11 protein-coding genes are annotated in these 14,959 nt (G+C 48.5%); 8 read left to right on the top strand and 3 right to left on the bottom strand.

The genetic code is table 11. The features are described 5' to 3' along the window. Positions 1-24: 24 nt before the first annotated feature. Both B5G10_RS00415 and B5G10_RS00410 read right to left on the bottom strand, forming a co-directional pair. Positions 25-1,005 (bottom strand): type I phosphomannose isomerase catalytic subunit, encoded by a 981-nt coding sequence (locus B5G10_RS00415; RefSeq protein ID WP_087422801.1) that lies wholly within the window; start codon positions 1,003-1,005, stop codon positions 25-27. Between the two features lie 19 nt (positions 1,006-1,024). After that, positions 1,025-2,485 carry a family 10 glycosylhydrolase gene (locus B5G10_RS00410; RefSeq protein WP_087422800.1) on the bottom strand — a complete coding sequence of 487 codons (1,461 nt, stop codon included), beginning with the start codon at positions 2,483-2,485 and terminating at the stop codon, positions 1,025-1,027. A gap of 147 nt (positions 2,486-2,632) precedes the next feature. Here B5G10_RS00410 and B5G10_RS00405 point away from each other — a divergent pair, with 147 nt between their 5' ends. From B5G10_RS00405 to B5G10_RS00380, 6 genes are all read left to right on the top strand, one after another. Then, a complete protein-coding gene (locus B5G10_RS00405) occupies positions 2,633-3,268 on the top strand; it encodes a trimeric intracellular cation channel family protein (protein ID WP_087422799.1) in 636 nt (211 codons plus the stop codon). 10 nt (positions 3,269-3,278) lie between these two features. Then, a complete protein-coding gene (locus B5G10_RS00400) occupies positions 3,279-3,686 on the top strand; it encodes a GtrA family protein (protein ID WP_087422798.1) in 408 nt (135 codons plus the stop codon). A gap of 12 nt (positions 3,687-3,698) precedes the next feature. Further along, positions 3,699-4,652: a glycosyltransferase family 2 protein gene (locus tag B5G10_RS00395; RefSeq protein WP_087422797.1), complete on the top strand. Its 954-nt coding sequence runs from the start codon at positions 3,699-3,701 to the stop codon at positions 4,650-4,652. 12 nt (positions 4,653-4,664) lie between these two features. Next, positions 4,665-6,389 (top strand): glycosyltransferase family 39 protein, encoded by a 1,725-nt coding sequence (locus B5G10_RS00390; RefSeq protein ID WP_087422796.1) that lies wholly within the window; start codon positions 4,665-4,667, stop codon positions 6,387-6,389. A gap of 73 nt (positions 6,390-6,462) precedes the next feature. Then, positions 6,463-7,143 (top strand): response regulator transcription factor, encoded by a 681-nt coding sequence (locus B5G10_RS00385; protein ID WP_087422795.1) that lies wholly within the window; start codon positions 6,463-6,465, stop codon positions 7,141-7,143. Positions 7,144-7,178: 35 nt separating this feature from the next. Next, the gene (locus tag B5G10_RS00380; RefSeq protein WP_241147690.1) at positions 7,179-8,927 is read left to right on the top strand and encodes an ATP-binding protein; all 1,749 of its coding nucleotides are present in this window, start codon (positions 7,179-7,181) and stop codon (positions 8,925-8,927) included. 119 nt (positions 8,928-9,046) lie between these two features. Here B5G10_RS00380 and B5G10_RS00375 read toward each other — a convergent pair whose 3' ends face one another. Continuing rightward, positions 9,047-10,762, bottom strand: a complete 1,716-nt coding sequence (locus B5G10_RS00375; RefSeq protein ID WP_158098750.1) for a leucine-rich repeat domain-containing protein — start codon at positions 10,760-10,762, stop codon at positions 9,047-9,049. A 398-nt stretch (positions 10,763-11,160) separates the two neighbouring features. On the opposite strand from B5G10_RS00375, the gene B5G10_RS00370 reads away from it, so the two are divergent. Further along, the gene (locus B5G10_RS00370) at positions 11,161-12,819 is read left to right on the top strand and encodes an AMP-binding protein (protein ID WP_087422792.1); all 1,659 of its coding nucleotides are present in this window, start codon (positions 11,161-11,163) and stop codon (positions 12,817-12,819) included. A gap of 176 nt (positions 12,820-12,995) precedes the next feature. Continuing rightward, positions 12,996-14,954: a putative porin gene (locus B5G10_RS00365; protein WP_087422791.1), complete on the top strand. Its 1,959-nt coding sequence runs from the start codon at positions 12,996-12,998 to the stop codon at positions 14,952-14,954. Positions 14,955-14,959 lie beyond the last annotated feature (5 nt).

The raw sequence follows: 14,959 nt of genomic DNA, 5'->3' as shown, positions 1-14,959 counted from the left end.
CTTTTCTTATCTACTCTCCACGGTTCACTTCTGAGCCGGAATATAACACTCGAGCATCTTGGCAGGAGTCTCGGCCTCGATGGTCACGCTCTCGAGAGCGGCAGGAATCAAAGCCGTCTGGCCCTGGTGCAGTGTGATGGTGTAGCCGTTGTTATCGGTCAGGCGAACCTTACCCCCCATGCACATATAAATTACAAACGAATCGTGTGCAGCCACAGGGCGCTTCACACTTTGGTCAACTTCAATCAGGTTGGTCTCGAAATAGGGACACGTTACCAAGTTGACGGCATCGTTATTGCGAGCTACATATTGGGTGCGCAGGTTATCATACATCTTGAAATCGACAGCGGCTATCGACTGCTCGATGTGCAACTGGCGGGGATTACCTTGAGCATCGCGACGGTCATAATCATAAATGCGGTAGGTAATATCGGAACTCTGCTGAATCTCGGCAATCAAGATACCCTCGCAGATGGCGTGGATACGACCGGCCGGCAAGAAGAACACATCGCCGCTCTTCACTTCGTGGAATTGCAACACATCGGTGATGGTGTTGTTTTTGATACGCTCGACATACTCTTCGGGGGTAATCTGTTGAGAAAATCCCGAGTAAAGCCCCGAACCCGGTTTGGCATCGATAACATACCACATCTCGGTCTTACCGAATGAGTTATGACGAGCCATGGCCACCTCGTCGTTGGGGTGTACCTGAATAGAGAGGTTGTCGTGGGCATCGATAAACTTAATCAACAACGGGAACTGCTCGCCATAACGGGCGGCCACATGCTTGCCCACCAAAGCGGCTCCGTCGCGCTTCACCAACTCGGTAATGGTCTTGCCCTTGTCGGCCCCTTCGCTGACTATCGATATACGCTCACCCACCTGAGATATCTCCCAACTCTCGCCGATACCGGGATGAATCTCGGGTAACTGCTTGAACCGGCTAATCTCTTCTCCACCCCAAATCATAGGGCGAAGGATGTCTTCAAATTTCAAAGGATACATAGCTTTTTCTTGTTTTATTTTATTCATGTAGTTTTATCTCATATTTCTCCCGTTCGATATGCCGACGCATCCACACAACGGGCAGACTTTCGTTGCCATATCGGTCTCGTGCCACCACTGCGTAGCAACGATACGAACCGGGCACCATATACTCATGCACCGTGCCGGGCAACACGGCCACTATCTGCTCTCCCTCCTCGACCCGCAGCGAATCGTCGGTAGCATAGACAACATAGGTAAATGCCCCGTCAACCTTCCCCCACGACAAAGTGGCTCCGGCATCATGAGTCTCGACCCTGAACGACTCGGGGGCTGCGACCGATTGAACCGGAGCACCCACGCAACGTGGTGTCAAGGCCGGGTGACGGTAGAACCACGCCACGAGCCACTGATCGAGTCCTGTGTGCCGATAAAGATTCCCGTAACGGAAATAGGCCTGTCCCACTCCCACCTGTCGGGTAGTCTCGATTTGCCGCTTGATCTCGTCGAGCAACCAGTTGCCGCTCTCCCGGTCGAGTCGATAGACTCCTATACCACTGGCCACACTTCCCGCCGGACACGACGCGGCCCAATCGTACAGGAAGGGATAGAAATTCTCCTCCCTGAAATACATCATGGGTGCAATAAGATCGTGTTTCCCCGCCTGTAACCATCGTTTGGGATTCTGCGAAACGGCCTCCTTGCAGCTCCACGAAGCGGGAAAACCGGGCAACGAGGCATAACGCCCCAACGGAGCACTGCTCACCTTCACCCAGGGTTTCAATCGCTTCACCTCGTCATAAATCGAGAAGACGGTCGCCGTGATATTCTCCTCTCGCCAACTCATGAGCGACGGGGCTCCCTTGCCCCACTTGCGATACGAATCGGTATCGGAGAATTTGCGGGCATTGTCGGGGTAGCGCACATAGTCGAGATGAATACCATCGACATCATATTTCGAAACGATCTCGTGAACCACATCGACCAAATAGTTCCTCACCTCGGGATTACCCGGGTCGAGAAACCATTCGCCCGAGAGTTGTTTGCACCAGGAACGATGACGAGCCACTACCGATGCACGGCCCTGTCTCTTCACCTGACGATTCGACCCCACGGGGAAAGTAACCAACCAGGCATGGCACTCCATGGCCCGTTTGTGACACTCGTCGATAACAAAAGCCAACGGGTCGTATCCCGGATTGCGACCACCGCTCAATACCGTTGCCCAAGGCTCGTACTGCGACGGATAAAACACCTCGCCCCTGATGCGAGCCTGAAAAAACACGGTATTGATTCCCGTAGCCTGCAACCGGTCGAGAATATCGATTAGTTCTTGCTGCTGTCGGCGAGCATCGGCCGGTGTACGCACCGGACGCGAAGGCCAGTCCAGTCCCCAGTTTGTCGTAAGCCACACCGCCCGCGTCTCATATTTGGGAGACGAAGCCTGGAGAACAAAACCCACAAAACAAACGGAAAGAAACAGTAGCAACCGTTTTTTCATGCTAAAAATTTTATACAGGCAAAGGTACACTTTTATTCTTATAAACCGGTCTCGCTCGACTTATTTCATGCGGCAAAAACATAGAGGGCCCAAAACACATCGATTCTCACAAAAAATAGTACCTTTGTATTCTTATAAAAATATAGCATGAATACGACATTTGCTACCATACTGGAAATTGTAGGAACCCTGGCCTTTGCCATCAGTGGCATTAGACTGGCTGCTGCCAAACGCTTCGACTGGTTCGGTGCTTACGCCGTAGGACTGGTTACTGCCATCGGTGGCGGTACCACCCGCGACGTGCTGCTCAACGCCACCCCCTTCTGGATGATTAATGGCAGTTACCTCACGGTCACCGCCATAGCCCTCATATTCGTAATCATATTCAAGCAGTATCTGGTCAAGCTCGAGAATACGTTTTTCATTTTCGATACCATCGGGTTGGCGCTGTTTGTCGTTGTGGGTGTAGAAAAAACACTCATGTTTGGATTCCCCTTTTGGGTCGCCATCGTCATGGGTACGATTACCGGCTCGGTAGGCAGTATCATACGCGACATTCTCATCAACGAAGAGCCCCTGCTCTTCCGCAAGGATATATATGCCCTGGCCTGCGTGGCGGGAGGCATCATGTTTTACCTGGGACAAAAGATGGGATTCAACAGCATCACCAACCAGTCGATTTGCGGTATCTCGGTAGTAGCCGTGAGATTGCTTGCCGTGAAATTCCACTGGTCATTGCCCGCTTTGAAAGACGAAACCGACAACAACTCTCAAAAGAAATAACCTCGCTCCCATGCTGGAATCGCTGAAAAAATATGACAAAAACACCCTGTGGCAACTCATTCGATTTGGTATCGTGGGAGTCATAAACACCCTCATCACCCTCGTTGTCATCTATGTACTGCAAGAGTTGCTGCACGTAAAATATACCGTTGCCAATCTGGTAGGCTATATAGCCGGCGTTATCAACAGTTTCTTTTGGAGCAAACTGTGGGTATTTAAGAAATTAAATAGTAACTTTATGCGCGAAGCCGTGCTGTTTCTCGTCAGTTTCGGGATCTGTTACGGTATTCAGTTCGTAGCACTGCTTATTCTGGTAGAGACCTTGCACATGGCCGACACCTGGGCTCAATTGGTGAGTATGGTCGTATATACGCTGTGCAACTTTGCCATGAATAAATGCATCACGTTTAAAAAATAAAAAGGAAAGGCCATGAAAGTATCTGTCATCATTCCCTGCTACAACGAAGAGGAGGTTCTCCCCCTGTCACACCAGCGCTTCTCTCAAGTCATGAGCAGTACCCCCTATGACTACGAACTCATTTTTGTCAACGACGGCAGCAAAGATCGCACAGAGGAACTTTTGCTCGGCTTTGCCCAAAACGACCCTCACACCAAAGTACTGTCGTTCTCCCGGAACTTTGGTCACCAAAATGCGGTAAGTGCCGGGTTGCACAACTGCTCGGGCGATGTGGCCGTAATCATCGACGTCGATTTGCAGGACCCTCCCGAGGTGATTCCGCAAATGATCGACACCTATCTCAAGGAGGGCAGCAACGTGGTCTATGCCGTACGCAACAAACGCGAGGGCGAAACCTTCATGAAAAAGTTTACGGCTAAACTGTACTACCGCATGCTCAATGCCTTGTCGGACTATACCTTCCCCGTCGATACGGGTGATTTCAGACTCATCGACCGCAAGGTGCTCGACGCTTTCAAACAATTTCCCGAGAAGCACAAATATCTGCGGGGGCTCTTCAGCTGGATGGGATTCAAACAGACCCCATTCTACTACGACCGCAACGAACGGGCGGCCGGTAAAACCAAATATTCGGTGCGCAAGATGTTCTCACTTGCCTCGGCCGGTATCTTCGGTTTTTCCAAAAAGCCTCTCAAACTGGCCATCTCGCTGGGTACGCTCTCTATTTTCATTGCCCTGGCCTATGCCATTTGGGTATTTGTCATGTACCTCTCGGGCAAAGAGTCTATTGTGCCCGGCTGGTCATCGACCATCATTACCATCGTATTCCTGGGAGGCGTACAACTGTTCACAATAGGTATCCTTGGGGAGTACATCGGCAATATCTTCGACGAGACCAAAAACCGTCCCGAATATATCATTGACAAAAAAATCAATTTCGACACGACTAATCAAAAAACGCTTTAAGACTGCTCGATTATGAACATGCCTAAAATAAGCTCAAGATCTTCGCTGTTTCTGCTATTGCTGATTATCAGTACTCTCACAATCATACCCTACCTGGGATTGACCAACTTCCACACCAAGGGCGAGCCCCGCGAAGCCATTGTCGCCGTGAGCATGCTGCAAAACGACAACTGGATACTGCCCGTGAACAACGGGAGCGATATTGCCTACAAACCGCCTTTCTTCCACTGGTGCATTGCTGCCCTGTCCTTGCCCACGGGCGAAGTGACCGAGTTTACCTCACGACTGCCGTCGGCCCTGGCCCTTATCATCATGTCGGCCATGTGCTTCCTCTTCTTTGCCAAGCGGAGTCGTAACGATATCGCTTTTCTGTCGGCATTACTGCTGTTATCGGGGTTCGAGGTACACCGGGCTGCCATGGCGTCGAGAGTCGATATGGTGCTCACCTGCTTCATCGTTTTGGCTCTGTTGCAACTCTACCGATGGTGGGAACATCGCCTGCGGGGAATCCCTATTTGGGCTATCCTGTTCATGAGCATCGCTACCCTCACCAAAGGTCCGGTAGGCATTATCCTGCCATGTGCCGTCATCGGGGTCTTTCTGCTTTTGCAGAATGTATCGCTCTGGAAGACCATTTATAAAGTCTTGCCCTTGGCCTTGCTCTCCTGCATACTTCCTTTGGCATGGTACTATGCGGCCTATCAACAGGGCGGCGATACCTTCTTGCAGCTGGTACTCGAAGAGAACTTCGGCCGATTCCTGGGCAAGATGAGCTACGAATCGCACGAACAACCCGTCATATACTATTTCTACATTACCCTGGCCGGCTGGTTGCCCTGGTCGTTGCTGGTAATCATGTCGCTGTTTGTACTGAAATACAAGAAACCACAGGGTACGGTAAAGCAATATTGGCGCCGGTTCAAAGACTATATAGCTCACATGGACCGCATGAGACTCTTCAGCCTGCTGTCCATCGTCATTATCTTTGTCTTCTATTGTATTCCCAAGAGTAAGCGGTCGGTATATATCCTGCCCATCTATCCCTTTATAGCCTACTTCCTGGCCGAGTATATGCTCTATCTGCTTAAACAGAGGCCCAAGGTTTGGCGGGTATTCTCGATTCTCATCGCCTCGGTAGGAGCCTTGCTGCTGATTATCCTGCTCCTGGTCAAGAGCGGAGTCGCCGACCATTACCATGCCCTCCTGCCCGACGACATGGCCTACTATATGACTGCATTGGCCGAATCGTGGAATATCGTGTCGATTATTTCCGGCATATTTATCATATTCCTTATTTACGACATCTACAAGAGCAAGCGCTACCTCACCTACAACAACCGATACATCTACTCGGTTGTGGCACTCTTCTTCGGCATACAGCTCATGCTCGACGCCTCAACGCTGCCGGTCGTTCTCAATGCCAAGTCGATGAAGCCCTTTGCCGACGAGGTCATTGCCGAGGTCCCCGAAGGAAAGATATACTCCTATGTATCGACACCCATGATGCACTTTTTCATCATCAACTTCTACACCCAGGATCGTGTGGTCGAATTTGAAAGAGAGACTCCTCGCGAAGGATATCTGCTGGTAGGAGAAAAAGATTTCCAATACATACAGGAGAAATACGGCAAGCAATACACCTTTGAACAAGAGTTGCGAAGCGACCGCAAAGGCAACGACGTGAAGGATTTTGTGTTGCTCTTGAATTTCCATCAGCGAGATGCATCGATAGATTGAAATTAAAAATCGATTGTCACATCGTTGAAATATCTATTTCTCAATTTTGCAGCATCAATAAAAACCGAAAGCTATGGCCAATTACAAAATTTTAGTTGTAGATGACGAAGAAGATTTGTGCGAAATTCTGAAATTCAACCTCGAGGTAGAGGGTTATGAGGTCGATACGGCCAACTCGGCCGAAGAGGCCTTGCAAATGCCTCTGGCCGACTACAACCTGTTGCTGCTCGATGTCATGATGGGCGAAATGAACGGGTTCAAGATGGCCTCGATTCTGCACAAGAACGAAAAGCTCAAACACATTCCCATCATCTTCCTCACGGCCAAAGATACCGAGGACGACAAACTCATGGGATTCAACATCGGAGCCGACGACTACATCTCCAAGCCTTTTTCCATCCGCGAAGTCATTGCCCGAGTCAAAGCCGTGTTGCGCCGAAGCTCCGAAAAAGAGGTTCCCGAAATTCTGCAATACGAAAGTCTCTATATCGACCCCACCAAAAAACGGGCCTTTATCGACCAAACCGAGCTCCCGCTCACCAAAAAGGAGTTTGAGATACTCTCACTGCTACTCTCCCACCCGGGACAAGTATTCTCCCGCGAAGAGATTCTGTCGAAAATATGGACCGACGAGGTCTATGTGCTGGACCGTACCATCGATGTAAATATTACCCGTTTACGCAAAAAGATCGGTGAATACGGGAAACACATCGTTACCCGACTCGGATACGGATATTGTTTCGAAACTACTTGACTTGAAACATGACACTCGAAAAACGTACTCAATTTATGACGTTCGATAGGAAGCTGTTCTTCTCTATCGCCTCTCTCTTTATTGTCTTTATCGCCATCATCCTGCTGTTTGAATACCGCCTCGAGAAGGAAAACCGGCAACAGTCGCTGAATGAGCTTTTGCAAGACTATAACGGACTCATATACGCCCAGATCAAAGACCAAGATATCGACCATATATCCATCGACTCGATTATCCGCAACATGACCAGCAAGGATTTGAGAGTGACCATAATCTCGGCCAAGACCGGCGATGTCCTGCTCGAGAACCAACATGGAGAAGATGGCGACTCCGTTACCGACAATCACCTCTCCCGTCCCGAAATACAGCAGGCGTTGAAAAGTGGCGAAGGGTATGCTATTCGACATTCGCAAACCCACAAGAAAAACTATTTCTACTCGGCACGCCAATGCGGTGACTGGATCGTGCGCACGTCCATTCCCTTTGAACGGGAGAATCTCTCCATACTCAATCCCAACAAGGAGTTCATCTATTTCATGGTGGGAATATCAATTTTTGCCATCCTGCTGCTCTACTATTTCTGCCGCAGTCTGGGAAAATCGATTGCAGCTCTTGGACAGCTGGCCCAACAAGCCGAACAAGGCAAGCCCATACACATCACTATAAAATCGGGGGTTGACGATATTGGCAACATCACCCAAAGCCTCACCCACATCTACGACAATCTGCTGCGTACCAAAGAGAAGCTTTCTATCGAGCAGGAAAAACTGTTCAAGCACTTGCAATTCTCCAAAGAGGGGCTGGCGTTTTTCTCGAAAGACAAACGCATCATCATGGCCAACAACCTCTTTATTCAATACCTCAGCCTTATCACCGACAACACATTGTCGCCGGCCGACTATCTGTTCAAGGAGGATAATCTCAAAAAAATCAACGACTTTATCTCTCAAAAGCTTTTTGAGCCCAATGTGCGCGAAGAGTTTATATCGGAGTCGATGACCCTCGACAAAGGGAGTCGCACATTCCTTATCGAGTGCATCATCTTTCAAGATCACACCTTCGAGATCGCCATTAACGATATTACCCAACAAGAACAGGAGAGCCGCCTGAAAAGACAACTGACCCAGAATATCGCTCATGAGTTGAAGACCCCGGTCAGCAGCATCAGAGGTTATATGGAGACCATACTCTCGACCCAGATGGACGACGAACGTAAACGGATGTTTATGGAACGGTGCTACGCCCAATCGAAACGACTGACCGATCTGTTGCGCGATATCTCTATGCTCAACCGGCTCGATGAATCGAAAGACCTGTACGACACCGACAATACCGATTTGCAGAAGATTATCAACGAAGTGATAGGCGAATCGCAGGCCGCTCTTACCGAAAAAGGGATGACCGTGGTGACTCGCAACCTGCACGCCCAGATGACCTTAAACGGCAATTACTCGCTGTTGTATTCGATCTTCAGAAACCTCACCGACAATGCCATTGCCTATGCCGGTAAGGGTACCCAAATTACCATCGACTGCTATCTCGAAGACGACAATTACTACTATTTCTCCTTCTCCGACAACGGAGTGGGTGTACCCGAAGAGCATTTGAACCGCCTGTTCGAGCGTTTCTATCGGGTGGACAAAGGACGCTCCCGCAAGCTTGGTGGTACCGGTCTGGGGCTGGCCATCGTAAAAAATGCCGTTCTCTTCCACAAAGGAGAAATATGGGTCAAGAATGTACCTTCGGGTGGCTTGAACATTCTCTTCTCTTTGAAAAAGAATTAAAGTAGATACCATAAAAGAGCAGGAAAGGATAAGAGTGTTTTTATTGTCTCTTATCCTTTCCTGTTTTTCTATATCTCGGTGAAACTGCAAACCATGTCGAGTTCCACCCTTCGAAGCACTTATAACATTACTTTAAGCACCTCGGTTCCCACTTTTACCAAATAGAGCCCCGAGCGAGGAACACTTACTATGGTATCGGTACCGCGATAGACCAAACGGCCCTGCGTATCATAGACCACAATCTCGCGAATCTCATCACTCTCGACAACTAATTTTCCATCCTGTATCGAAACCGAGACATCGGTTCTGGCCGGTTGCTCTACCCCACTCATGTCTTGACCGACAATATTTTCAAAGTTTTCCCAATACTCAGCTGATTGATAGGCTTCGACGGCCTGGGCAGGAACAGTCAGTGTAGCATCGTAATAGATTCCGCCGGCAAAAGTACTGAAAAAGATCTCTGGCGGTTGAAGATTCCACGAATAAATCTCGGTAAGCGGACAATAGTTAAATGCCCTATCGCCAATCGTTTTCAATCCACGTCCAAGAACCAACCGTTGTACGCCAGAATGATTAAAAGCATCACTACCAATATATTCGAGTTCGCTATCGGTTTCTACCACCTTCAAACTGGTACATCTATCGAAAGCACCACTGCCAATATACTTCAACCCATGGGGAAAAGCGACCTCCTCCAGATCAGAACAATAGGCAAAAGCCGACACTCCTATCGTGTCGAGCGTCACAGGCAATACAACCTTTTTCAAACCAGTACAGTCGGTAAAGGCCCGACTTCCAATACTGATGAGATTGGGAGGCAATGTGACATGCTCCAATCTACCACATTGATAAAACGCCGAGCCGTCTATACGCCGTATCGAAGTAGAAAATTCTATCGATTCCAAACTATCGCAATGGGAAAATGCCGAACCTGTTATTTCGGTAATGCCTACGGCAAAACTAATCGATTCCAAGTCGGGGAACGAATAGTGAAACACGGCATCGACCACCGGTCTCGCTCCCTGGGTAAAATGGATGGATTTTACAAAAGGATAACTTTGAATACCTATACCCAGAGTGATACCACTCGGCATTTCGACATGGGATAAATTGATACAATCTTCAAACGCATCACCACCCAATCTGAGTAAACTATCAGGAAGATCTATTTGGGTCAATGACGTACATCCGCTGAATACTTTATCTTCTATATTGGTTATCGTATTGGGAAGTTCAACTCCTGTCAATTTGATACAATCCATAAACAGTCCACTGTTAATCGTTTTCATAGGTGAAGGCGACATCCGAAAAGATTGTAGAGACTGACAATTAGAGAATGCCGATGCTCCTATTTCCTCTATGTTTTCACCGATTTCCACATGAGTCACTCCGCTACCCGAAAAAGCAGAGCTCCCTATCTCGGTCAACGCTGCCGGTGCCGAAAATCCGGAGAGACTGTCACACGACGCAAAACAATACGAGCCTATCGATTTCAAACCACTCGGTAAAGATATTTCTTTCAATTGGGTACAACCACTGAATGCCGATTGCCCTATTCGCTCAATAGTCGAGGGTAAAGCTACTGTCTCGACCGAATCCTTATCCATAAAAGCCATATTGGCAATTTCTACCGGCTTATAACGTTTCCCCTCATACAGATATGAACTGGCTATGGTTACATGCGACTTATTGGGAGCACTATTTATCACACACGTAAGATCCTCTTCCGAAAGAATATAAAACCAAACCCCACTTTCATCTTTAATCGATACGGCATACGACAATTGTGCATACAATACAAATAGAATCAAGCACGACAATGCTTTCCTTAGCATACGATTCCCCATTTTTTATGAAATTTAAATGTTTTGGTACAAAATTATACTCTTTCTGTTGAATCTTCAAAAATAGACACCTCTTTTTTATTTTTATGTGAATAAACGTCAGGCCTATATAGAAGGTTACAGGAATATAAATCGCATCTCAATAAGCGCATAAAATACTTATAACCAATTACATAAAATCACAATACTAAAAAAATTCATATACTGCGGCTACCGTTTTTATAAAAAACACCACGTTCACCATATTTTCTCATCTCATTTTTTCTACTATCTTTGTAGAAGATAGGATGCGACTCGGCATAGCCCAACTTGACAAACAAGTTTTTCGTTGACCTCTGCTCTCGACTTTCACTATCTTTGTAATCATGACTCGTAAATTCTCATTAAATATGAAATACAATTGTTTTAATAAATACATCGAACAAGCCATCAAAGACAATTGGGAACGTATCGCCCTGAGCGACTTCGACGGCGTATCCTACCACTACAAAGACATAGCCCGCAAAATTGCCAAGATACACCTGCTGCTCGAGAGTGCCGGTATCGAAAAAGGCGACAAGATTGCTATCTGCGGCAAAAACTCGGCCCATTGGGCGGTAGCCTTCTTTGCCTCCATTACCTATGGGGCTGTACCTGTACCCATTCTGCACGAGTTTAAAGCCGACAATATTCACCATATCGTAAACCACTCCGAGGCCAAACTGCTCTTTGTGGGCGATGGCGTGTGGGAAAATCTGAACGAAAGTCTCATGAAGAACCTCACTGGGATTTTCCTGCTCAACGATTTCTCTCTGCTGATGTCGAAGTGCGAGCAGCTCACCGATACGCGTGACCGGCTGAACGAATATTTCGGCCGGAAGTATCCGTCGCGATTCACCCCCGAGGCCGTGCATTACCACGAAGACTCACCCGAAGAGCTGGCCGTCATCAACTACACCTCGGGCTCTACCGGCTTCTCCAAAGGGGTGATGCTCCCCTACCGCAGCCTGTGGTCCAATGTCGAGTTCTGTCTCGAACACCTGCCATTCCTGAAAGCCGGCGACGGCATCGTGTGTATGTTGCCCATGGCTCACATGTATGGCATGGTCATCGAAATGATTCACCCCTTTGCCAAAGGGTGCCACCTGCACTTCCTCACCCGGGTACCGTCGCCCAAGGTCATCATGGATGCTTTTGCTACCGTAAAGCCCAAACTGATTATCGCCGTACCGCTCATCATCGAGAAGATTATCAAGACCAAAGTCTTCCCGCTGCTGGAAAAGCCCTTGATGAAAGTGATGCTGAAGGTTCCCTTCCTGGACAGTCAGTTGCTGGCCAAGATCAACGACAAACTCTACGAAACCTTTGGAGGCAATCTCGTGCAGATGATTATCGGTGGAGCTGCTCTCAACCGCGAGGTAGAGCAATTCCTGCGCCGCATAAACTTCCCCTTCACCGTAGGCTACGGCATGACCGAGTGTGGGCCGCTCATCTCCTATGCTCCGTGGGATGAGACCCGCATAGGATCGTGCGGCCGAATTGTCGATCGCATGGAAGGACGTGTCGATTCGTCCGACCCCGAACACATCGTGGGCGAACTGCTGGTAAAAGGAGCCAACACCATGCTGGGGTATTACAAAAACGAAGAGGCTACCCAAGCCATATTTACCTCGGACGGCTGGATGAGAACCGGCGACCTCTGTACCATCGACGCCGATGGATTCGTCTATCTGAGAGGCCGCAACAAGAATATGATATTGGGCCCCTCGGGCCAAAACATCTACCCCGAAGAAATCGAAGACCGGCTGAACAACATGCCCTATGTGTGCGAGTCGCTCATTGTCGAACAAGAGGGTAAACTGGTCGCTCTCGTCTATCCCGACATCGAGAACGCCCAACGTTCCAACCTCACCGGAGATGCCCTGGAAGCTCAAATGGAAGAAGATATAGCCACCCTCAACAAAGAACTCCCGGCATACAGTCAAATAAGTCGGTTGAAGATTTACTACGAGGAGTTTGAAAAGACCCCCAAACGCAGTATCAAACGGTATCTTTATCAGAATAACTAAACGTAGTGCACCCAAAGGCAACCTCGTATGGAATCTCGAACATTCAGGTTTCATAAGCCGCATTGTGTATCCTTTCGTATCTTTTCAAAAGAAAGGAGGCGGTTCGGGACAGTCCAATCGAAAAACTCGGTTTTTCTTTTGACTCTCCGCTCACCTTTCATTATCTTTGCAAACCCATGAGAAAGGTTGGCATCATCATATTACTCTCGTTTTTCTGCATGCTTGCTGTGCAAGCCAAGAAAAAACAAGACGTACCTCCACCCTATGCCTGGAGCATCACCCAGCCCTTAGGTTTGCGTTATGATGTTCCCATGGATACTCTCATGCACAATTTTTACAGCACTGACATACCCTCGAGCTACGCAACAGCCTACGGTACAACGGGCAATCTGGGAGGAGCTGCCTTCTCCAAAATATTCTTCGACCGGGATATTCCTTCGGAGTTTATCTTCAAAGATCCATTCAGCCATTGGATACAGACTGCCTCGACGTGGAAATTCTACAACACCCACATCCCGTTCACACAGCTGGCCTACCTTACCGGTGGTTCGAAACAGACGGCCCAGGACGACTTGAAAGCACTCTTCTCAGGAAACATTAATCCCAAACTGGCCCTTGGGGGTAGCGTGAACTACATTCTATCACGAGGACACTACCAGCACCAGGCGACCAAAGACCTGGCATATAGCATCTTCGGCAGTTACCTGGGCGACCGTTACGACATCCAGTTTTTCCTCAATACCTACAACTTTGTCAATCAGGAAAACGGGGGTATCAGCGACGACACCTACATACTCAACCCAGAGGAGGTACAGGGGGGACAATCAAGTGTCGATACCCAAACTATCCCTACCAACCTGAGCGATGCCTACAACCGCATCCGCGGTCAAGAATACTATGCCACTCAACGATACAAATTTGGTTTTTATCAGGAAGAGCAGCAAGACACTACCGTGATACGCACCTTTATCCCGGTGACCAGCATCATCCACACAATCGAATACAATGCCAACAAGCACCGGTTTGTCAACCAGTCGGCGACCGAAGACACCACCTACTTTGCCAATACCTACATGAGTCTGGGCGGTACCAACGAAATCACCAGCTATCAATCGTTACGGAACACCGTGGGAATATCGCTGCTCGAGGGTTTCAACAAATATGCCAAGATGGGACTGGCAGCCTACGCTACCTATGAATACAGGCACTACACCATGCCGCGCGATACCCTCACGGCCGGAACGGTAATCGAGGGTCTTACTCCTCGTCCCGACATGTCCATTCCACGCAACCATAGCGAAAATCTGTTATGGGTAGGCGGCGAGCTGTCGAAACAAAAAGGTGAACTGCTCACCTACAACGTAAATGGGAAGTTCGGACTGGCCGGCTCGGTAATTGGCGACATCGACGTCACGGCCGATGTGCGCAGTCGGTTCAGAATCTGGAAAGATACCGTGCAACTGAAAGCCTACGGATTCTTCAAAAACACCGAGCCATCATACTTCTACAAAAGATATTACTCCAACCACTTCATGTGGAACAACAACTTCGGGAAGACCCGGCGCATGCGGGTAGGTGGCGAATTCAGCGTAAAACGCTGGGGAACCAAACTGAATGTAGGTATCGAGAACATACAAAACTATATCTATTTCGACAACAACTGTTTGCCACAACAAGAGGGCTCGATTATTCAAGTATTCCACGCCCGTCTCAATCAGAATTTCAGGCTTGGTATTCTCAATTGGGAAAACGAGGTGGTCTATCAAAAAACGAGCAAGCCCTCGATTATTCCCCTGCCCGAACTGAGCGTATATAGCAATCTGTACCTGCGCTTCCGCATTGCCAAAGTATTGCATGTACAATTGGGTGCCGATTGTCGCTACTACACCAAATACAAAAGCGAAACCTTCCAGCCGGCCACTCTCACCTTCCATACCCAAGACCAGATAGAGGTAGGAAACTACCCCTTCATGAATGCCTATATCAACATGAAGCTGAAGCAAACCCGCTTCTTTGTGATGATGTCGCATGTAAACCAGGGGGTATTTGGCGGCAACAACTATTTCTCGCTGCCTCACTATCCGTTAAACCCCAGGATGTTTCAAATGGGATTGTCGATCGATTTTTCCAACTAAGCGCA

This window comes from Barnesiella sp. An55, assembly GCF_002161555.1.
GTDB classification, from domain to species: domain Bacteria; phylum Bacteroidota; class Bacteroidia; order Bacteroidales; family Barnesiellaceae; genus Barnesiella; species Barnesiella merdipullorum.
Note: the sequence above shows the minus strand (reverse complement) of the source record. Positions and strands in the feature narration are given on the sequence as shown.

Bases quoted from the DNA above. Each gene is read 5' to 3' on its own strand.
- B5G10_RS00415 (WP_087422801.1), bottom strand. From the start codon at position 1,005: ATGTATCCTTTGAAATTTGAAGACATCCTTCGCCCTATGATTTGGGGT.
- B5G10_RS00410 (WP_087422800.1), bottom strand. From the start codon at position 2,485: ATGAAAAAACGGTTGCTACTGTTTCTTTCCGTTTGTTTTGTGGGTTTT.
- B5G10_RS00405 (WP_087422799.1), top strand. From the start codon at position 2,633: ATGAATACGACATTTGCTACCATACTGGAAATTGTAGGAACCCTGGCC.
- B5G10_RS00400 (WP_087422798.1), top strand. From the start codon at position 3,279: ATGCTGGAATCGCTGAAAAAATATGACAAAAACACCCTGTGGCAACTC.
- B5G10_RS00395 (WP_087422797.1), top strand. From the start codon at position 3,699: ATGAAAGTATCTGTCATCATTCCCTGCTACAACGAAGAGGAGGTTCTC.
- B5G10_RS00390 (WP_087422796.1), top strand. From the start codon at position 4,665: ATGAACATGCCTAAAATAAGCTCAAGATCTTCGCTGTTTCTGCTATTG.
- B5G10_RS00385 (WP_087422795.1), top strand. From the start codon at position 6,463: ATGGCCAATTACAAAATTTTAGTTGTAGATGACGAAGAAGATTTGTGC.
- B5G10_RS00380 (WP_241147690.1), top strand. From the start codon at position 7,179: ATGACGTTCGATAGGAAGCTGTTCTTCTCTATCGCCTCTCTCTTTATT.
- B5G10_RS00375 (WP_158098750.1), bottom strand. From the start codon at position 10,762: ATGCTAAGGAAAGCATTGTCGTGCTTGATTCTATTTGTATTGTATGCA.
- B5G10_RS00370 (WP_087422792.1), top strand. From the start codon at position 11,161: ATGAAATACAATTGTTTTAATAAATACATCGAACAAGCCATCAAAGAC.
- B5G10_RS00365 (WP_087422791.1), top strand. From the start codon at position 12,996: ATGAGAAAGGTTGGCATCATCATATTACTCTCGTTTTTCTGCATGCTT.